General features: G+C 59.1%; 20 protein-coding genes. 14 read left to right on the forward strand and 6 right to left on the reverse strand.

The window, feature by feature from the left end; translation table 11 throughout:
* Window positions 1–11 precede the first annotated feature (11 nt).
* Window positions 12–899, reverse strand: coding sequence for a tRNA glutamyl-Q(34) synthetase GluQRS (gene gluQRS / locus Q7C20_RS03420; RefSeq protein WP_375065408.1), 888 nt, complete (start codon window positions 897–899; stop codon window positions 12–14).
* A gap of 84 nt (window positions 900–983) precedes the next feature.
* Window positions 984–1,424 (reverse strand): RNA polymerase-binding protein DksA, encoded by a 441-nt coding sequence (gene dksA, locus Q7C20_RS03425; RefSeq protein ID WP_026083092.1) that lies wholly within the window; start codon window positions 1,422–1,424, stop codon window positions 984–986.
* A 319-nt stretch (window positions 1,425–1,743) separates the two neighbouring features.
* Here dksA and Q7C20_RS03430 point away from each other — a divergent pair, with 319 nt between their 5' ends.
* Window positions 1,744–2,916, forward strand: coding sequence for a pyridoxal phosphate-dependent aminotransferase (locus Q7C20_RS03430; RefSeq protein WP_375065410.1), 1,173 nt, complete (start codon window positions 1,744–1,746; stop codon window positions 2,914–2,916).
* Window positions 2,916–3,629, forward strand: a complete 714-nt coding sequence (gene sfsA / locus Q7C20_RS03435; RefSeq protein ID WP_375065412.1) for a DNA/RNA nuclease SfsA — start codon at window positions 2,916–2,918, stop codon at window positions 3,627–3,629. The genes Q7C20_RS03430 and sfsA overlap by 1 nt, the downstream gene beginning before the upstream one ends.
* On the opposite strand, the gene Q7C20_RS03440 is transcribed toward sfsA, so the two are convergent.
* Window positions 3,626–3,943 (reverse strand): Rieske (2Fe-2S) protein, encoded by a 318-nt coding sequence (locus tag Q7C20_RS03440; RefSeq protein WP_348057719.1) that lies wholly within the window; start codon window positions 3,941–3,943, stop codon window positions 3,626–3,628. The two genes, sfsA and Q7C20_RS03440, sit on opposite strands and share 4 nt — an antisense overlap.
* A gap of 156 nt (window positions 3,944–4,099) precedes the next feature.
* Here Q7C20_RS03440 and Q7C20_RS03445 point away from each other — a divergent pair, with 156 nt between their 5' ends.
* The 3 genes from Q7C20_RS03445 to Q7C20_RS03455 are packed head-to-tail and all read left to right on the forward strand — an operon-like array spanning window position 4,100 to window position 6,779.
* Window positions 4,100–4,978: a hemin ABC transporter substrate-binding protein gene (locus Q7C20_RS03445; protein WP_375065414.1), complete on the forward strand. Its 879-nt coding sequence runs from the start codon at window positions 4,100–4,102 to the stop codon at window positions 4,976–4,978.
* Entirely contained in the window at window positions 4,975–6,012 is a 1,038-nt protein-coding gene (locus Q7C20_RS03450; RefSeq protein WP_375065416.1) for a FecCD family ABC transporter permease, read from the forward strand. The genes Q7C20_RS03445 and Q7C20_RS03450 overlap by 4 nt, the downstream gene beginning before the upstream one ends.
* On the forward strand, window positions 6,012–6,779 hold the full coding sequence (locus tag Q7C20_RS03455; protein WP_375065418.1) for a heme ABC transporter ATP-binding protein: 768 nt from the start codon (window positions 6,012–6,014) through the stop codon (window positions 6,777–6,779). The genes Q7C20_RS03450 and Q7C20_RS03455 overlap by 1 nt, the downstream gene beginning before the upstream one ends.
* Before the next feature lie 245 nt (window positions 6,780–7,024).
* Here Q7C20_RS03455 and Q7C20_RS03460 read toward each other — a convergent pair whose 3' ends face one another.
* From Q7C20_RS03460 to Q7C20_RS03470, 3 genes are all read right to left on the reverse strand, one after another.
* The gene (locus Q7C20_RS03460) at window positions 7,025–7,297 is read right to left on the reverse strand and encodes a TfoX/Sxy family protein (protein ID WP_375065420.1); all 273 of its coding nucleotides are present in this window, start codon (window positions 7,295–7,297) and stop codon (window positions 7,025–7,027) included.
* 201 nt (window positions 7,298–7,498) lie between these two features.
* The gene (locus tag Q7C20_RS03465; RefSeq protein WP_348057709.1) at window positions 7,499–7,843 is read right to left on the reverse strand and encodes a pentapeptide repeat-containing protein; all 345 of its coding nucleotides are present in this window, start codon (window positions 7,841–7,843) and stop codon (window positions 7,499–7,501) included.
* Between the two features lie 93 nt (window positions 7,844–7,936).
* On the reverse strand, window positions 7,937–9,493 hold the full coding sequence (locus Q7C20_RS03470; RefSeq protein WP_375065422.1) for an AAA family ATPase: 1,557 nt from the start codon (window positions 9,491–9,493) through the stop codon (window positions 7,937–7,939).
* A 118-nt stretch (window positions 9,494–9,611) separates the two neighbouring features.
* Here Q7C20_RS03470 and mrcB point away from each other — a divergent pair, with 118 nt between their 5' ends.
* The 9 genes from mrcB (at window position 9,612) to msrQ (ending at window position 19,431) form a co-directional block, all read left to right on the forward strand.
* Window positions 9,612–11,936 carry a penicillin-binding protein 1B gene (mrcB, locus tag Q7C20_RS03475; protein WP_348057705.1) on the forward strand — a complete coding sequence of 775 codons (2,325 nt, stop codon included), beginning with the start codon at window positions 9,612–9,614 and terminating at the stop codon, window positions 11,934–11,936.
* 16 nt (window positions 11,937–11,952) lie between these two features.
* Complete coding sequence (locus Q7C20_RS03480) at window positions 11,953–12,690, forward strand: tetratricopeptide repeat protein (RefSeq protein ID WP_375065424.1); 738 nt, start codon at window positions 11,953–11,955, stop codon at window positions 12,688–12,690.
* Entirely contained in the window at window positions 12,690–13,019 is a 330-nt protein-coding gene (locus Q7C20_RS03485; RefSeq protein WP_375065426.1) for a YqcC family protein, read from the forward strand. Before Q7C20_RS03480 ends, Q7C20_RS03485 begins: the two co-directional genes overlap by 1 nt.
* Before the next feature lie 431 nt (window positions 13,020–13,450).
* Window positions 13,451–15,175, forward strand: a complete 1,725-nt coding sequence (locus Q7C20_RS03490) for an acetolactate synthase 3 large subunit (protein WP_375065428.1) — start codon at window positions 13,451–13,453, stop codon at window positions 15,173–15,175.
* A 2-nt stretch (window positions 15,176–15,177) separates the two neighbouring features.
* On the forward strand, window positions 15,178–15,669 hold the full coding sequence (gene ilvN / locus Q7C20_RS03495) for an acetolactate synthase small subunit (RefSeq protein WP_003176102.1): 492 nt from the start codon (window positions 15,178–15,180) through the stop codon (window positions 15,667–15,669).
* A gap of 46 nt (window positions 15,670–15,715) precedes the next feature.
* Complete coding sequence (gene ilvC, locus Q7C20_RS03500) at window positions 15,716–16,732, forward strand: ketol-acid reductoisomerase (RefSeq protein ID WP_078739114.1); 1,017 nt, start codon at window positions 15,716–15,718, stop codon at window positions 16,730–16,732.
* Between the two features lie 144 nt (window positions 16,733–16,876).
* On the forward strand, window positions 16,877–17,734 hold the full coding sequence (gene pssA / locus Q7C20_RS03505; protein ID WP_348062490.1) for a CDP-diacylglycerol--serine O-phosphatidyltransferase: 858 nt from the start codon (window positions 16,877–16,879) through the stop codon (window positions 17,732–17,734).
* A gap of 63 nt (window positions 17,735–17,797) precedes the next feature.
* Window positions 17,798–18,811 (forward strand): protein-methionine-sulfoxide reductase catalytic subunit MsrP, encoded by a 1,014-nt coding sequence (gene msrP, locus Q7C20_RS03510; protein ID WP_375065433.1) that lies wholly within the window; start codon window positions 17,798–17,800, stop codon window positions 18,809–18,811.
* Entirely contained in the window at window positions 18,811–19,431 is a 621-nt protein-coding gene (msrQ, locus tag Q7C20_RS03515; protein WP_348062488.1) for a protein-methionine-sulfoxide reductase heme-binding subunit MsrQ, read from the forward strand. The genes msrP and msrQ overlap by 1 nt, the downstream gene beginning before the upstream one ends.
* The last annotated feature ends 241 nt before the right edge of the window (window positions 19,432–19,672 follow it).

The following is a 19,672-nucleotide window of genomic DNA, read 5'->3' on the forward strand; positions in this document are numbered from 1 at the left end:
TGCAAGCGCCTTCAGCTCAATTGCGCTTCGGCCAGCGTGAGTGTGCGCGGGATCTGCGTGGCATCCCAGTGCGCGATGCCCCAATCGAGCAATTCACGTGGGCTGGCGTGGAGCAATTCGTTGCCGGGTTGCTGGCCCAGGGCGCGTAAGGCTCTTAGCAGCAGCGGCGTTGCCTGGTCAGCTGTTAACGGTGGGGAACGGTAGGACTTGCCCAGCTTGTTGCCGTCCGGCTGGATGATCAGCGGCACGTGCAAGTAGCGCGGTTGGCGCAGGCCGAGCAATTCCTGCAGGTACAACTGACGTGGCGTGGAGTCCAGCAGGTCGGCGCCGCGTACGATATCGGTAACGCCTTGCCAGGCGTCGTCGAGCACCACGGCCAGTTGATAGGCATAGAGGCCGTCGCGGCGACGGATGACAAAATCGCCGACATCGCGGCCCAGGTGTTGTCGGAATTCGCCTTGCACGCGGTCGGTAAAGTGGTACTCAAGCTCCGGGACGCGCAAACGAATGGCAGCATCCTGCCTGTCGTGACCGGCGTTGCGGCACAGGCCGGGGTAAACCCCGTTGTACGCCTCCAGTTGTTTGCGCGAACAGGTGCAGGCGTAGGCCAGGCCGTGGTTGAACAGGTCGTTCAGCACTTTCGCGTAGGCCTCATGCCGCTCGCTTTGCAGGACCCGTTCGCCATCCCACTCGAAGCCGTAGCTTTCCAGGGCGTGCAGGATCGCGGCCTGTGCACCGGGTTCTTCGCGGGGTGGGTCGAGGTCTTCCATGCGCATCAGCCAGCGGCCATTGTTGGCGCGGGCGTCGAGGTAGGAGGCGAGGGCGGCGACCAGTGAGCCGAAGTGCAAGTGGCCGCTGGGCGTGGGGGCGAAACGCCCGATATAGGTAGAGGCTGTCATGGGCCGGATACTACTGGAAAATCGCTGAACGCCAGAAACAAAAACGGGGCGTTTGCACACCCCATTCGTTCAGCTCGGCACGTATTACTTGCCGACCTGTTTTTCCTTGATTTCAGCCAGGGTTTTGCAGTCTACGCACAGGTCCGCGGTTGGGCGGGCTTCCAGGCGGCGAATACCGATTTCGACGCCGCAGGATTCGCACCAGCCATATTCTTCGTCTTCGATCAGTTGCAGCGTTTTGTCGATTTTCTTGATCAGCTTGCGTTCACGATCGCGAGCGCGCAGTTCGAGGGCGAATTCCTCTTCCTGGCTGGCACGGTCTGCCGGGTCCGGGAAGTTGGCGGCTTCGTCCTTCATGTGGTCAACCGTACGGTCGACCTCCTGCATCAAGTCCTGCTTCCATTTTTGCAGAATCTTGGTGAAGTGCTGGCGCATGGGCTTGCCCATGTACTCCTCACCCTTCGCTTCGACGTAAGGTGTGAAGCCACTGAGGCTCTGCTGCTGTTGCTTTGCTTGGGTGGACATGAATAGACCGCCTCTCACTCTTCTAATCCATTGCGCAGGATTGCAACGTCACCGACACCTGCCGGCCCTGCGGCTGCAAGCGGGCGAACTTACCAGATAGATTCAGGGTGCGCCACTCCCGGTTGTCGAGGGCCATCATGGGGGGTGGCAAACAACAACAGCCCGCCATGGCTGGACCTGTAACGTCTCGAATACAGATTTTAGTCGTTTTGCGCGCGCTTGCCCTGGCCACCTGAGTGATCGGGCAGGCAATAGAGCATGTTTTAACGCGCGGGTTCGGTAGAATCCTGATTTTTGTACTCACGCTTAAGGAAGGCTAATGGCTCAGCCCTACAGTGCGCGCAGTCGCGCCATCGAACCTTTTCATGTCATGGCATTGCTGGCGCGCGCCAATGAGCTGCAAGCGGCCGGCCACGACGTGATTCACCTGGAAATCGGCGAGCCGGATTTCACCACGGCCGAGCCGATCATTCAGGCCGGGCAAGCGGCGTTGGCCAATGGCAAGACCCGCTACACCGCCGCCCGTGGTTTGCCCGAGTTGCGTGAAGCGATCAGCGGGTTTTATCAGCAGCGTTACGGCCTGAACGTAGACCCCGAGCGCATCCTGATCACTCCCGGTGGCTCTGGCGCGTTGTTGTTGGCGAGCAGCTTGTTGGTCGATCCAGGCAAGCACTGGCTGTTGGCTGACCCGGGTTACCCGTGCAATCGCCACTTCCTGCGATTGGTGGAAGGCGCGGCGCAACTGGTGCCGGTCGGCCCGGACGTGCGCTACCAATTGACCGCCGAACTGGTGGCCAGGCACTGGAACGAAGACAGCGTCGGGGCGCTGGTCGCGTCTCCGGCCAACCCTACCGGCACTATTCTTACGCGTGATGAATTGGCCGGGTTGTCGAGTGCGATCAAAGCGCGAAACGGCCATCTGGTTGTAGACGAGATCTATCACGGCCTCACGTATGGCACCGACGCGGCCAGCGTTCTGCAAGTCGACGACGATGCCTTCGTGTTAAATAGTTTTTCCAAGTATTTCGGCATGACGGGCTGGCGCCTTGGTTGGCTGGTCGCGCCGCCCGAGGCGGTGGGCGAACTGGAGAAACTGGCGCAAAACCTTTATATCAGCGCGCCGAGCATGGCCCAGTATGCGGCTTTGGCCTGCTTCACCCCGCAAACCCTGAGCATTCTGGAAGAGCGCCGCACCGAATTCGGACGCCGTCGTGACTTTTTGCTGCCAGCCCTTCGTGAGTTGGGATTCGGCATTGCCGTAGAGCCCGAAGGTGCGTTTTATTTGTATGCCGATATCAGCGCGTTCGGCGGCGATGCCTTCGCGTTCTGCCGTCATTTCCTCGAAACAGAACATGTGGCCTTTACGCCCGGGCTGGATTTCGGCCGTTATCAGGCGGGGCATCATGTGCGGTTCGCCTACACGCAAAACCTTGATCGACTACAGGAAGCGGTGGAACGCATCGCCCGTGGCTTGCGGAGTTGGCAAGCCTGATGCGCTTTCATCCTCCCCTCGAAGAAGGTCGGCTGATTCGCCGCTACAAGCGTTTTCTCACCGATATTGAAACCGTGTCCGGCGAGTTGCTGACGATTCATTGCCCGAACACCGGTTCGATGCTCAATTGCATGGTGGAAGGCGGCCAGGTCTGGTTCAGCCGTTCCAATGACCCCAAACGCAAGCTGCCGGGCACTTGGGAAATTACCGAAACGCCGCAAGGCCGACTGGCGTGCGTCAACACTGCGCGCGCCAATCAATTGATCGAGGAAGCGTTGCGCGCCGGGGTCATTACCGAGCTCAACGGTTTCACCGCGTTGAAGCGCGAAGTGCCCTACGGTCAGGAAAAGAGCCGTATCGACTTTCGCCTGGATTACCCCCACGGCGGTGCGTATGTAGAGGTCAAGAGCGTCACCCTGGGCTTCGATGGCACTGCGGTGGCGGCCTTTCCGGATGCGGTGACGCAGCGCGGTGCCAAGCATTTGCGCGAGCTGGCGCACCTGGCGCGCGAAGGTGTGCGAGCGGTGCAGTTGTATTGCGTCAACCTCTCGGGCATCGACGCGGTGCGCCCGGCGGTGGAAATCGACGCGGGTTATGCTGCTGCGTTGCGTGAAGCCAAGGCGGCCGGTGTGGAGGTGTTGGCCTACGGTGTGCGCGTCACGCCAGAGGAAATAGTCGTCGATCGTCGGCTCGACGTGTTGATGGGCGACTAGAGTTCAACCCACAGGCCCTGTTCGTCTTCGCGGCCGGGCAGGGCGGTGAGGTGTTTGCCTGCGCAGGGGCCGGCGATGCATTCGCCGCTTTCGATCAGGAACAACGCGCCATGTGTGGCGCACTGGATCAGGCTGGCGCTGGCGTCGAGGAATTGGTCGGGCTGCCAGTCCAGCGGGATGCCGCGATGGGGGCAACGGTTGATATAGAAGTAGGCCACGCCGTCCCGGCGCACTGCCAACAGCTTGCAACCATCGATTTCAAAGCCGCGGCTGCTGTTTGGCGCGAGGGTGTCGGAGGGGCAGAGAAACTTCATTTCAATCCTTAAGTGCCTTGACGTGCAAATGCAAACAATTATCAAATGCCGGCTTCGCCCGTTAGCTGACCGGGCGCTCTGTACGATGCCAGACAGGGGGTTTCTGTCACATTGATGAGTGCTTGAGCGGCCCCGCCCCTGGAAGGAAACCCTGTTATGCGCCTGAGTACCAGCGCTATTGCGCTTGTTGCCTCACTGCTGGTTAACCACGCGGCACAAGCCTCTGAACTGCCGCAACGCCTGGTCAGTGCCGGTGGGGCGCTGTCGGAATGGGTCGCGGCGCTGGGCGGGGAATCGAAATTGGTGGGGGTCGATACCACCAGCCAGCACCCGGAGTCGCTCAAGGCGTTGCCAAGTATCGGTTACCAGCGCCAGTTATCGGCTGAAGGCATCCTCAGCCTGCGCCCGCAGGTACTGCTTGGAACAGAAGAAATGGGCCCGCCGCCGGTGCTGGCGCAGATTCGTGGCGCCGGGGTGCAGGTAGAACTGTTTTCCGCCGAGGCGGATTTGCCGACCTTGAAGGGCAACCTTCAACACTTGGGCAAGTTGCTCGGCAACGAAAGCAAAGCCAACCAATTGTTTACCGGCTATGAACAGGCACTTGAACAGCAGAAGAGCTGGCTCGCCAAGGCCCAGGCCACGCAAAAAGCGCCGGGCGTGTTGTTGGTTCTGGGGCACGCGGGGGGCAAGCCGTTGATCGCTGGTAAAGACACCGCTGCCGATTGGATGTTGCAACAGGCGGGCGGGCATAACCTGGCGACTCACACGGGCTACAAGCCGTTTTCGGTGGAATCGCTGGCAGGCTTGAGCCCTGATGTTTTGGTATTTGCCGACCGCGCGCTCACGGGTGACGCCGCACGGGCGGCCCTGTTCAAGGAAAACCCGATTTTGGCGTCTACGCCGGCCGCCAAGAATGGCCGCGTGTTTGAGCTCGACCCGACGTTGTTGGTCGGCGGGCTGGGGCCGCGTCTGCCACAGAGCCTGGTGAAACTCTCCGCCGGGTTTTATCCGTCCCAGGTTAAACCTGCCCCATGACCACGTTGGTTAAACCGAAAACGCTGTTTATCGGGCTGTCGCTGTTGTGCGTATTGGCGATCTGGCTGTCATTGTCGCTGGGGCCGGTCAGCCTGCCATTGCTGGATACGCTCAAGGCCGCCTTGCGCTTGGTGGGTGTGCCGATTGAGGCTCAAGGGCTGGAGCAGGCCGAGTTGATTCTGGGGCAGATTCGCTTGCCGCGTACCTTGCTCGGCTTGGCGGTTGGCAGCGTGCTGGCATTGTCGGGTGTGGCGATGCAGGGTTTGTTTCGCAACCCGCTGGCCGATCCTGGGTTAGTCGGTGTGTCCAGTGGCGCGGCGCTGGGAGCGGCTATTGCCATCGTGGGTGGTTCGTTTTTTGGCGGTCTGCCGGATGCATTCGGGCCATATCTCTTGTCGCTGTGTGCATTTCTCGGTGGGTTGGGCGTGACGGCGCTGGTTTATCGCCTCGGGCGGCGCAACGGCCAGACCAACGTCGCGACAATGCTGCTCGCCGGCATCGCCCTCACGGCCCTTGCCGGCTCAGCGGTGGGGCTCTTCACTTACCTGGCGGATGACGCCACGTTGCGCACCCTGACCTTTTGGAACCTCGGCAGCCTTAATGGTGCCAGCTATTCGCGGTTGTGGCCGTTGCTGTTGGTGAGCGCGGGCGTGGCGCTTTGGTTGCCGCGCCGGGCCAAAGCGTTGAATGCATTGTTACTGGGTGAGTCGGAAGCCAGCCACTTGGGCATTGATGTTGAAGGGCTCAAGCGCGAGTTGGTGTTTTGCACCGCCTTGGGTGTGGGCGCGGCGGTCGCGGCGGCGGGCATGATCGGGTTTGTCGGGCTGGTGGTGCCGCACCTAGTGCGGTTGCTGGCGGGGCCGGATCATCGCGTGCTATTGCCGGCCTCGGTGCTGGCGGGCGCGAGTTTGCTGCTGTTCGCAGACTTGGTGGCGCGCCTGGCCCTGGCGCCGGCTGAACTGCCAATCGGCATCGTGACCGCATTTATTGGCGCGCCGTTTTTTCTCTATCTGTTATTGCGGGGGCGTGCCTGATGCTGCGTGTGGAAGGGCTGCAGATCCGGCGTGGCCGAAAAATTGTATTGGCAGATGTCACCCTCGACCTGTTGCCGGGGGAAGTGCTGGGCGTGCTGGGGCCCAATGGCGCGGGCAAAAGTACCTTGCTCGGGGCGTTGTGCGGGGAGCTGCAACCGGATCAGGGCACTGTGTGGCTGGATCAGCAGGCGTTGAAGGACTGGACCGGCGCGCAACGTGCTCAGCGGCTGGCGGTGCTGCCACAGACATCCACACTGGATTTTGCTTTTCGCGTAGAGGAAGTGGTCGGCATGGGCCGCTTGCCTCACCAAACAGGCCGGGTCCGAGATGATGAGATCATCAAAGCCGCCCTGCAGGCTGCGGATGTCGGGCATTTAAGTGGTCGCAGCTACCTCGCGCTGTCCGGCGGCGAGCGCCAGCGCGTGCACTTGGCGCGGGTGCTGGCGCAGTTATGGCCGGGTGAAGCGGGGCAGACATTGCTGCTGGATGAGCCCACATCGATGCTCGACCCCTTGCACCAACACACAACCTTGCACGCCATCCGCACCTTTGCTGATCGAGGCGCGGCGGTGCTGGTGATTCTTCATGACTTGAACCTCGCAGCGCGCTACTGCGATCGCATTCTGTTGCTGGAAGACGGGCGTCCCCATGCGCTGGACACGCCGTCAAAGGTGTTTCAGCCGGAGCCGCTCAAGGCTGTGTTTGGTCTGGATGTGTTGGTACAGCCGCATCCGGAGCGTGGGCATCCGTTGATTATCGCGCGCTGAAATCCACTTTTCCACAGGCAAAAAAAGACCCGGCAAGAGCCGGGTCAAATAACCGTGATTAGCCTGATGAGGAGATAATCTGAGAGTCCGAACCAATGGTCTTTCAGTTATCGGCTGATCTCGCGACCAGTTGCGATAATCATAACGATTCTCATTTGAGAGTCAACATTTGTTTTTGCGTGTTCTGCGGGTTTTTCTCAAACACGCCTGCGCGATGCCTGTAAATAAAGGGTTTCAGCGCCGGGCTAATTCTTCTGGCGCGCTGAAAGTGCGTCCAGTTGACGGTTCAACGCCTCTTTGCGCTCCGGCGGAATATCGTTCCAGTGCACGTCCATCAATGCGCCTTCGATTGCATACAGCAGCACTTTCGACGCCCGGAACCCACGAGTGCGCACGGCTCGATACGCGTCAACGGCTCCCAGGCGGCGCAAGTCGGACGCGCTGTGGATGCCCACCGCGTGCAGCCACTGCGCCGAGGTCTTGCCAAGGTTTTTCAGGTGTTGCAGCTCATCGTTCATCAAGCCTCCTTGCGACGGCCGAATGGTGCGGTGGGTATCGTGACCAGGCAAGCCTGAACAGGAGTGTAGCGCTCAGCAGCAAAAGCGTAGTTCTTTGGTCCGGATCGGCTGAAAAGCTATAAGAATGCGGGGGGATTTATCGACAGGCAGGCGAGCGGCAGCCGGCCCGCACGATGCGGGTCCGGGGCCTAAAGAGTGGCATTACTTGGTACGGTAACGCAGGCGAGTGCCGAAATTGACCGACATCAGGATTTCGTCGGCAGTCAGCTCAGGGGGGAAGTACGTGCCGGATATCTGCGCATGGGCCAGGCTGGCGCCTTCCAGTGAGCAGCCGCGCAAATCCAGGCCGCGCAGGTCGGCGGAGCGGAAGTAGGCGTCGGTGAAGTCAATGCCGGTGGCGTCCAGCTCGCGCAGGTCCAGCCCTCGGAAGTCGCCGCCGCGCATGTCGATGGCGCCGTCTTTAGGACGTTCCTCGTTGAAGCCGCGAATATCGTCTTTATGCAGGAGCACGTAGAGCGGGGAATCCAGAAGCTTGGGCTGACTCATAATGGCGACTCCTGTTGGAATTATGACGCCATTATAGTGCCACTATTGCTCGGCCGTGCACCGTCGATCGGTGACACGACCAAGAAATATTTCTTACAGACCGGGCAGGCGCTGGCGAATGTGCGCCACCAAGGCATCCAGCGTGCCGCTTTCGTTGGTTTCCACGCGCTTGCTCAGTAGCAGTTCCTCGGCAGACAGCGGGTCGCGATTGGCCTGCTGCGCTTCAATAACGGTCAGTGTGGCGTCGGACGGATCGTTTTTATCGGCCTGACGTTGCGCCAGCCAGCTGGCGATAACGGCTTGCGGTGCGTTGCAATCCAGAATCAGGAATGGCGCGCCGGTGGCTTCGGCAATGCTGGCGGCGGCGTCGCGTTGTTCGCGTTTAAGGAACGTGGCATCAAGTACCACCGGGTAGCCGGCGCGCAAAACGGTGTTGGCGATTTCGTTCAGGCGCGCATAGGTAGCGGCGCTGGCATCGGCGGCGTAGATGCCGGCCTGTGGTGTGTTCTCAACCTGTTGTTCGCCAAACAGACGTTTGCGCTCTACATCCGAACGCAGGCGCACGGCGCCCAGCGCTTCCACCAGACGCATCGCAACGTGGCTTTTGCCGACAGCCGAAACGCCGTGGGTAATCGCCAGGAAGCGCGAAGGAATGGTGCTGTAGCTTTCCGCGAGGTTGGCGTAGTTGCGGTACTGGCGCAGGGTGGTGGCGCGTTGCACCGGATCGGCTTCGCTCGGCATGCTGAACAGCGCCACTTTTGCACGCACCAGCGCACGGTAGGCTTTATAGAAGTTGAGCACTTCCAGGCCTTGGTAGTCGCCGGTCAGTTCCAGGTATTGGCTGATAAAGCGCCGTGCAAGGGGCTTGAGGCCACGGTCTTCAAGGTCCATCGCCAAAAAGCCGGTGTCGGCATACACGTCGGTGAAGCGGAACGGCTCGTTGAACTCGATGCAGTCGAAGATCACGACCTTGCCATCGATCAGGGTCGCGTTGCCTAGGTGGATATCACCGTGGCATTCGCGGGTGAAACCGTCGAGCTTGCGCTGTTGGAACAGTGGCTTGAGGCGTTCGAAGCTGCTTTCAGCCCAGGCTTGCAGGGCTTCGAGTTGTGTCAGGTCGGCCTTGTCGCTGAGGAACGGGCGGATTTGTTCGAAGTTCTGGCTTACCGGTGCCATCACCTCATCCGGGGTGCCGGCGGGGTGTTCCTGCGGGACCTTTGGTGCGGTGAGGTGGAAATGCGCGATCTGCCTGGCCATCTCATCGATGTGCGCGCTGGTCAGTTCGCCATTGGCTTGAAGCGTGCTGAGCATCTGGCTTTGCGGGAACTGGCGCATTTTCAGCGCGTACTCGATCACCGGGCCGTCGCCACCCAACTGCGGCGCTTCGGCGGTACCAGTGATCGGCAACACTTCAAGATACAAATCTTCAGTCAGGCGTTGATTGAGGCGCAGCTCCTCGTTGCAAAAATGACCGCGATCTTCCAGGACGGTGAAGTTGAGAAAGCCGAAGTTCATCGGTTTCTTCAGCTTATAGGCATAGGGACCGGTCAAAATCACCCAGGAAATATGCGTTTCAATGACTTGAAACGCTTCAACCGGGTGAGGGTATAAAGCCGGGTTTTGCAGGGCAGCGATCAGGGACTGGCTCACGGGCGATCCTTCAAAGACTGAGAGAAATCATGGCGGGCATTATGGCCGCTACGAGCGGTCGTGCAAACCGCTGTCCGGCTCATGTTGATCATCAATAAAGTGCGTATAATCCGCCGCCATGACTCGAACCCGATCTCCCCGTTCCCGTAAAAAACCTCCTTCCCGCGGCCTGCGCCCGTGGCTGGGCTGGGCGCTCAAGCTAAGCCTGGTGGGCCTTGTGGTGCTCGCCGGCTTCGCGGTGTACCTCGACGCCGTGGTCCAGGAGAAGTTCTCCGGCAAGCGCTGGACCATTCCGGCCAAGGTGTATGCACGCCCGCTGGAACTGTTTAACGGCCAGAAGCTGAGCAAGGATGACTTCCTCACCGAGCTCGACGCCCTGGGCTATCGCCGCGAACCCGTGAGCAATGGCCCGGGCTCGGCGGCCGTCAATGGCAATACCGTCGACCTGAATACCCGTGGCTTCCAGTTCTATGAAGGGCTGGAAAAAGCCCAGCCAGTGCGTGTGCGCTTCTCCGGCGATTATGTGGCCGAGCTGTCTTCGCTCAATGGCACCAAGCTGCCGGTCGTGCGCCTGGAGCCGCTGCTGATCGGCGGTATTTACCCGAAAAACCTCGAAGACCGCATCCTGATCAAACTGGATCAGGTGCCACCGTATCTGCTCGAAACCCTGGTCGCCGTAGAAGACCGTGATTTCTACAGCCACTGGGGTGTCTCGCCAAAGTCGATTGCCCGCGCGATTTGGGTCAACACTTCCGGCGGCAAGATGACCCAGGGCGGCAGTACGCTGACGCAACAATTGGTCAAAAACTTCTACCTGACCAGCGAGCGCAGCCTGACCCGCAAGCTCACCGAAGCGATGATGGCGATGCTGCTGGAGCTGCATTACAGCAAGCAGGAAATCCTCGAGGCGTACCTCAACGAGGTATTCGTCGGGCAGGATGGCCAGCGCGCGGTGCACGGTTTTGGCTTGGCGAGTCAGTTTTTCTTTGGTCAACCGTTGTCCGAGTTGAAGCTGCACCAGGTTGCTTTGCTGGTCGGCATGGTCAAGGGCCCGTCCTATTACAACCCGCGTCGCAACCCGGAGCGTGCGCTTGAGCGCCGCAACCTGGTGCTCGATGTGCTGGAGCAGCAGGGCGTCGCCACCGCCGAACAAGTTGCCGCCGCAAAGAAAATGCCACTGGGTGTAACAACACGCGGCAAGCTGGCCGACAGTTCCTTCCCGGGCTTTATCGACCTGGTCAAACGCCAGTTGCGTGAAGACTACCGCGACGAAGACTTGACCGAAGAAGGCTTGCGGATCTTCACCAGTTTCGACCCGATTCTGCAGATGAAGGCCGAAGCGTCCGTCAATGACACGTTCAAACGTCTGGCCGGCCGTAAAGGTGCTGACGACGTCGAAGCGGCCATGGTCGTGACCAACCCGGAAACCGGTGAGGTTCAGGCCATGATCGGTAGTCGCCAGGCCAGCTTCGCTGGTTTCAACCGCGCACTGGATGCTTTACGGCCAATCGGCTCGCTGGTCAAGCCGGCGGTCTACCTGACGGCGCTCGAGAAACCGAGCAAATACACCCTCACCAGCTGGTTGTCGGATGATCCGCTGTCGGTCAAGTTGGCGGATGGCCAGGTATGGACGCCGAAAAACTACGAGCGCCGCTCCAATGGCACGATATTCCTGTACCAGGGTCTGGCGCATTCCTACAACATCTCCACTTCGCGCCTTGGGCTTGAAGTCGGCGTGCCGAATGTACTGAAAACCCTCGCACGTTTGGGTGTCACCCGTGAATTCCCGGCGTTCCCATCGATGTTGTTGGGGGCGGGGGCCATGACCCCGATGGACGTGGCAACGATGTACCAGACCATCGCCAACGGCGGCTTCAATACGCCGATGCGCGGCATTCGCAGCGTGCTGAATGCTGAGGGCGAGCCGCTCAAGCGTTACCCATTCCAGATTCAGCAGCGCTTCGACGCAGGCTCCATCTACCTGATCCAGAACGCCATGCAGCGCGTGATGCGAGAGGGTACCGGGCGCTCGGTCTACAACGTGCTGCCGGCGAACCTGACGCTGGCGGGCAAGACCGGTACGAGTAACGATTCACGCGACAGCTGGTTCGCCGGTTTCGGCCAGGATGTACTGGCGGTGGTGTGGCTGGGGCGCGATGACAATGGCAAGACGCCGTTCACCGGTGCGACCGGCGCGTTGCAGGTATGGACAAGTTTCATGCGCAAAGCCGACCCGCTGCCGCTTAATATGCCGCAGCCGGATAACATCGTGCAGGCCTGGATTGACCCGCACACAGGGCAGGGCTCTGATGCCAACTGCCCGGGCGCGGTGCAGATGCCGTATATTCGCGGCAGCGAGCCACCCGCCGGGCCCGCATGCGGTGGCAGTGCCCCCGCCAGTGCGGAATCGGTGATGGATTGGGTCAAGGGCTGGATGAATTAAGCAAAGAGGGTTTCAAGTGAACAAGTGGTGGATTCCAGCTATTACAGCTCTGGCTTTGCTCAACGGTTGCGCCAGCGTGCAGCGCGGCTCGATTCCGGTAGTGGACTCGAGTACGAATGTTTCGAATAACGACCGCATCTCGGCCAAGGGCGGTTTCCGCCAGACCGTGACCACACGTCCCGCTCAAGCCAAGGCTCAGGCCATGCCGCAGGATTCGGGTGTGGTGGTGATGGTGCCGGGTGCTGGTGCGGCTACGTCGGCGCCGATCAGTGCCGAGCCGTGGACGCCAGGCCCAAGCACGTCTGGGCCGATTGATTCGACGCCGATTCAAACGGCGCCGGTTAATCAGGGCAGCTACACCATGCCGTCGACGCCGAGCGGTGTTCCGTCGTCGTCCTCCAACTCGGGCGGCCTGTCGGCTGACGAGCAGCTGGATGGCCCGGTGCTGGCTTTGTTGACCACCGCCCAGCAACAGCAAGCCGGTGGCGACTTGAACGGTGCATCGTCAAGCCTTGAGCGCGCCCAGCGCGTGGCACCTCGTGAGCCGCAAGTGCTGTTTCGTCTGGCCCAAGTGCGTTTGGCCCAGGGTGATGCGCCGCAAGCTGAGCAGTTCGCCCGTCGCGGCCTGACCCTGGCTAACGGTCGCCCTGACCTGCAAGCGAATCTGTGGGGTTTGATTGGTGACGCGCGTGCCGCCCAGGGTGACGCTGCCGGTGCGGCTCAGGCTCGGCAAAAAGCCAAGGTCAGCCTCTGATGGATTCGCGTTTTCCAGCGATTGCCGAACAGTTATTGCTGATTAAGCGTGAATTGCGCGTGCAGGGCTGGTGGGACGAAGTGTCCCCCAGCGCCGAGGCGCTCAGCAGTGTCGAGCCGTTTTCGGTCGACACGCTGGACTTTCATCAGTGGCTGCAATGGATCTTCCTGGTGCGCATGAAGCAAATCCTCGAGCAGGACCTGCCATTGCCAAACGCGTCGGGGATCATGGAGATGGCCGAGATGGTCTACGCCGATCGCCCGCAAGAGAGCCTTGGATTGCGTAATGCGCTGAAAAAGTTCGACCAATTGATCGTCGACGCTCGTTAATTGCCTGACTGCCGGGTTTTTCGGCAGTCTTGCGCACATTTCTACCGCTTGACGACATTCAGGCGAGTTTTATCCCTCCTCAAAGCCCATTCTTCTACGTTCTCATGCGCTTAGTTGGAAAAAAGCGCAATTATTGCTTGACTTGAACGGCCTGAAACAGAAGAATCCAAAGTCCGCTGTATCGGGACTGCCAGAAGCAGGCCCGCTCAGCAGATCATGAGGCGCATATCCGCGCCGACCTGTAACACCCGCAACGCGTTACCTCGCGCTGGGTGGGAAAAGCCCGCAATACTTGGGACGATCCCAATACTTGCTCAGTCAGTGCTGACGTAGTCGGCGACCACCGTCGCTCATGCTCTGTTGAGAAGTAAACCTATTAAGACCCGTCGGTTTTTAACGGACGGTATTCTGGCGTTTTAGAGGTGAACAACGTGGAGCTTTTATCTGGCGGTGAGATGCTCGTGCGCTTTTTGCGTGACGAAGGCGTCGACTATATCTACGGGTACCCAGGTGGTGCTCTGCTGCATGTTTACGACGCACTGTTCAAGGAACCGGCTGTTACCCACATCCTGGTTCGCCACGAACAGGCCGCGACCCATATGGCTGACGGTTACGCCCGTGCCACCGGTAAAGCCGGCGTGGTCCTGGTGACGTCCGGCCCAGGCGCAACCAATGCCATCACTGGCATCGCGACTGCGTATATGGACTCCATTCCGATGGTGATCATTTCTGGCCAGGTCGCGAGCACCATGGTCGGTACCGATGCATTCCAGGAAACCGACATGATCGGTATCTCCCGGCCGATCGTGAAACACAGCTTCATGATCAAACATGCCTCGGAAATCCCGGAAATCATGAAAAAGGCGTTCTACCTCGCGCAGTCCGGTCGTCCGGGTCCTGTCGTCGTAGATATCCCGAAAGACATGACCAACCCGGCTGAAAAATTCGAATACATCTTCCCGAAGAAAGCCAAGCTGCGCTCCTACAGCCCGGCCGTTCGTGGGCACTCGGGGCAAATTCGCAAGGCGGCAGAAATGCTCCTGGCGGCCAAGCGCCCTGTGCTCTACTCGGGTGGCGGCGTGATTTTGGGCGGCGGTTCCGCACCGCTGACCGAGCTGGCCAAACTGCTTAACCTGCCGGTTACCAACACCTTGATGGGCCTCGGCGCATTTCCGGGTACCGACCGTCAGTTCGTCGGCATGCTGGGGATGCACGGCAGCTACACCGCCAACCTGACCATGCACCACGCCGACGTGATCCTGGCAGTCGGCGCGCGGTTCGATGACCGTGTGATCAACGGCCCGAGCAAATTCTGCCCGAATGCCAAGATTATCCACATCGACATCGACCCGGCGTCCATCTCCAAGACCATCAAGGCCGACGTGCCAATCGTGGGGCCTGTGGAAAGCGTACTGACCGAAATGGTCGCTGCGCTCAAGGAGATCGGCGAAGCGCCGAACAAGGAATCCGTTGCCAGTTGGTGGAAGCAGATCGACGAATGGCGCGGTGATCGCGGCCTGTTCCCTTACGACAAGGGCGACGGCAGCATCATCAAGCCACAAACCGTGATCGAAACCCTGTGCGAAGTGACCAAGGGCGACGCCTTTGTGACCTCCGACGTGGGCCAGCACCAGATGTTCGCCGCGCAGTACTACACGTTCGACAAGCCTAACCGCTGGATCAACTCCGGTGGCCTGGGCACGATGGGCTTTGGTTTCCCTGCGGCCATGGGCGTGAAACTGAGCTTCCCCGAATCCGACGTGGCGTGCGTCACCGGTGAGGGCAGCATCCAGATGAACATCCAGGAACTGTCGACGTGCCTGCAGTACGGCCTTCCGGTGAAGATCGTCTGCCTGAACAACGGCGTGCTGGGCATGGTTCGTCAGTGGCAGGACATGAGCTACAACAGCCGTCACTCCCATTCCTATATGGAGTCGCTGCCGGATTTCGTCAAACTGGTTGAAGCCTATGGCCACGTCGGCATTCGCATCACTGATTTGAAAGATCTGAAGCCGAAGATGGAAGAGGCGTTCGCCATGAAAGACCGCCTGGTGTTCCTGGATATTCAGGTGGATACCAGCGAGCACGTCTACCCGATGCAGATCAAAGACGGCTCAATGCGCGACATGTGGCTGAACAAGACGGAGCGTACTTAATCATGCGGCACATTATCTCCCTGCTTCTGGAGAACGAACCCGGCGCTCTGTCTCGTGTTGTCGGCCTGTTTTCGCAACGTAACTACAACATCGAAAGCCTGACCGTGGCCCCGACCGAAGACCCGACCTTGTCGCGCCTGACGTTGACCACTGTAGGCCACGATGAGGTGATCGAGCAGATCACCAAGAACCTCAACAAGCTGATCGAAGTGGTCAAGCTGGTCGACCTGTCGGAAAGCGCCCACATCGAGCGCGAACTGATGCTGGTCAAGGTCAAGGCCACGGGTGCCCAACGTGCCGAGATCAAACGCACTACCGACATCTATCGCGGGCAGATCGTTGATGTGAGCGCCAGCGTTTATACCGTTCAACTGACCGGTACAAGCGACAAACTGGACAGCTTCATCCAGTCGATCGGGACGGCCTCGATTCTGGAAACTGTACGCAGTGGTGTCACCGGGATTGCCCGTGGCGACAAAGTACTCAGCATTTAACCCAATTAGTGAATGGCCTCACGGCCTGGATATATAGAGGAACCTCATGAAAGTTTATTATGAAAAAGATTGTGACCTGTCGATCATCCAGGGCAAAAAAGTCGCCATCATCGGCTACGGCTCCCAGGGTCACGCGCAAGCTTGCAACCTGAAAGACTCCGGCGTTGACGTGACTGTTGGCTTGCGTAAAGGCTCGGCCACTGTTGCCAAGGCTGAGGCCCACGGCCTGAAAGTGACTGACGTTGCTTCCGCTGTTGCTGCTGCCGACCTGGTCATGATCCTGACCCCGGACGAGTTCCAGTCCGCGCTGTACAAGAACGAAATCGAGCCGAACATCAAGAAAGGCGCCACCCTGGCCTTCTCCCACGGTTTCGCGATTCACTACAACCAGGTCGTTCCGCGTGCTGACCTCGACGTGATCATGATCGCGCCGAAAGCACCGGGCCACACCGTGCGTTCCGAGTTCGTCAAAGGCGGCGGTATCCCTGACCTGATCGCGATCTACCAGGACGCATCGGGCAACGCCAAAAACGTTGCGCTGTCCTACGCCGCAGGCGTGGGTGGTGGTCGTACCGGCATCATCGAAACCACCTTTAAGGACGAGACTGAAACCGACCTGTTCGGCGAACAAGCCGTTCTGTGCGGCGGTACTGTTGAGCTGGTTAAAGCCGGTTTCGAAACCCTGGTTGAAGCTGGCTACGCGCCGGAAATGGCCTACTTCGAATGCCTGCACGAACTGAAGCTGATCGTTGACCTCATGTACGAAGGCGGTATCGCCAACATGAACTACTCGATCTCCAACAACGCCGAATACGGCGAGTACGTGACTGGCCCGGAAGTGATCAACGCCGAGTCCCGTCAGGCAATGCGCAACGCCCTGAAACGTATTCAGGACGGCGAATACGCCAAAATGTTCATCACCGAAGGTGCTACCGGCTACCCTTCGATGACCGCCAAGCGTCGTAACAACGCCGCTCACGGTATCGAAATCATCGGCGAGCAACTGCGCTCCATGATGCCGTGGATCGGTGCCAACAAGATCGTCGACAAAGCCAAAAACTAAGTCGTACGCATCAAGAGAAAACGCGGCTTAGGCCGCGTTTTTTCGTTTGGGGGCGGGTTCTGGTATAAAGCTGCATCGTTTGCGGGCGAACGCTCCCCGCAGGTATTTGTCGAATTCTTTTCACATCGTTGCAAGGTAAAGTCCATGACCGAACGTCCCGAAGAGCCAAACCAGGCCTCTGACGCCGAAAGCCTGCTGCCGATCGATGAACATGTCGAAGAAGGGCATGACGCGGAAGGTCGCAAGGTCCGGCATCGTGGCATCTATCTGCTGCCCAACCTGTTCACCACGGCAAACCTGTTTGCCGGGTTCTACTCCATCATCAACTCCATGAGCGCTCAAAGCGCCCTGGCGGCGGGTGACGCGGCGAGTGCCAGCAAGTACTTTGGTTTTGCTGCCATCGCCATTTTCGTGGCCATGGTGCTTGATGGCCTCGATGGTCGTGTCGCGCGGATGACCAATACCCAAAGCGCCTTCGGTGCCGAGTACGACTCCCTGTCGGACATGGTTGCCTTTGGTGTTGCGCCGGCGCTGCTGGCGTTCGCCTGGGCACTCGGTGACATGGGCAAGGTCGGCTGGATGGTCGCCTTTATCTATGTCGCGGGCGCCGCATTACGTTTGGCGCGCTTCAACACCCAAGTGGGTACCGCCGACAAGCGTTACTTCATCGGTTTGGCCAGCCCGGCGGCTGCGGGTGTGGTGGCGGGTATCGTGTGGGCATTCAGTGATTACGGCATCCAGGGTTCGAAGATGTCGTTCCTGGTGGCTTTGATGGTTGCGGCGGCCGGCATGTTGATGGTCAGTAACATCAAGTACAACAGCTTCAAAGAGTTGGACCTCAAGGGACGCGTGCCTTTTGTAGCGATCCTCGTAGTCGTGCTGGTGTTCGCAGTCGTGTTCAGTGATCCGCCGCGTATTCTGCTGCTGGCGTTCCTGGTCTATGCTGCTTCTGGGCCAGTTCAGTATTTGCTGCATATGCGTCGGGACAAAACATTGTCTTAATGTAATTTCCCCCATACTCCGCAGTCTATTGGTGCATCAGTCCTCCAATGCTGCGGAGTTGCCATGTTAATCAAATTGCCAAAAGCGTCCGATTGCCACGAATCGGATGTCACGCCCGAATCCTTTTACCTCTCTCGCCGCAGCTTGCTCGGCGGCGCGCTCGCTGGTGTGGCTGCCAGTAGCTTGCCGCGCTGGGCCAGTGCCGAAGAGGCCGCCCGCTACGCCGATGTCGATCCGGGTAACGCGCCGAAATGGTTTGCCGAGAAACTGCCAGGGACGAAATGGCAGGCGGTCACTGTGAAGGACGAGGCGATCACCCCGTTCAAGGATGCAACCCACTACAACAACTTCTATGAGTTCGGTACAGGCAAGGGCGACCCGGCTACGAATGCCGGTTCTCTCAAGACCGAGCCGTGGAGTGTTGTAATTGACGGCGAAGTTGCAAAGCCTGGGCGTTATGCCCTGGAAGACTTCATGAAGCCTTATCAGTTGGAAGAGCGTATCTACCGTTTGCGCTGCGTTGAAGCGTGGTCGATGGTCATTCCTTGGATAGGTTTCCCGATTTCCGCTTTGCTCAAGCAAGTTGAGCCAACGTCCAAGGCCAAGTACATCCGCTTTGAAACCCTGCAAGACCCTAAAAGCATGCCGGGTCAGCGCTCAAGCTTTGGTTTGATCGACTGGCCTTATGTAGAAGGCTTGCGTCTGGATGAGGCGATGAACTCGTTGGCGATTCTCGCGGTGGGCATGTATGGGCGAGAGCTGGCTAACCAGAATGGCGCGCCGCTGCGTTTGGTGGTGCCCTGGAAGTATGGCTTCAAGAGTGTGAAGTCCATTGTGCGGATCAGTCTTGTCAGCGAGCAGCCGAAAACGACCTGGCAAAGCATTGCTGCGGATGAGTATGGGTTTTATGCGAATGTGAACCCTACAGTTGATCACCCTCGATGGACTCAGGCGCGCGAGCGTCGGCTGCCGAGTGGTCTGTTCAGTCCCAATGTGCGGGAGACGCAGATGTTCAACGGGTATTCCGATGAGGTTGCTTCTCTCTATACCGACCTCGATCTGCGGAAAAACTACTGATGCGCTATCCGATCTGGCGCATTGGCGTCTTTATAGCAGCGGCGGTGTGGCCGTTCTTCTGGCTATATGAAGCGTGGAGTTCTGTGCTGGGGCCAGATCCGGGAAAGGTGTTGGTTGATCGGCTGGGGTTGGGCACATTGATCCTGTTGCTGATTACCCTGGCAATGACCCCGCTGCAAAAGCTGAGTGGTTGGGCGGGGTGGATAGCAGTGCGCCGGCAGTTGGGGTTGTGGTGCTTTGCTTATGTCGTCCTGCACCTGGCGGCTTACTGCGTGTTTGTCCTAGGGCTGGATTGGTCGCAGTTGGGCGTAGAGTTGCGCAAGCGGCCCTACATTATTGTCGGTGCATTGGGTTTCCTCTCTTTATTAGTGCTCGCGGTAACGTCCAATCGCTACAGCCAACGTCGTCTCGGGAGTCGCTGGAAAAAATTGCACCGTCTTGTCTATGTGATCCTGGGGCTTGGTTTGTTGCACATGTTGTGGATTGTGCGAGCGGATCTGAAGGAGTGGGCTGTCTATGCCTCTATCGGTGCGCTGCTTCTGGTACTGCGGATTCCCCCGGTCATGCGCCGAATCCCGCGTCTTATCGCGAAAAAACCGGTTTCTGCAACAAAAGCGTAATTAAGGGTTGACGGCAGATTCTGGAAGTCTATAATTCGCCCCACTTCCGGCGCAGTCGAAACGGAAAACTCCTTGGTAAACAAAGAGTTATGCGAGATTCGACAGCGAGTTGCTTCAGTTCATCGAAGCCCAGAAGGAGTTGGTAGAGCGGTGTTGTTTGGCTCTATTAACGTTTCGATCTTCTCGGTCGAAAGCGGAGAAAAAGAGGTGTTGACAGCAGCGTGTAACGCTGTAGAATTCG

This window comes from Pseudomonas sp. AMR01 (assembly GCF_041946035.1).
GTDB classification, from domain to species: Bacteria; Pseudomonadota; Gammaproteobacteria; order Pseudomonadales; family Pseudomonadaceae; genus Aquipseudomonas; species Aquipseudomonas antarctica_B.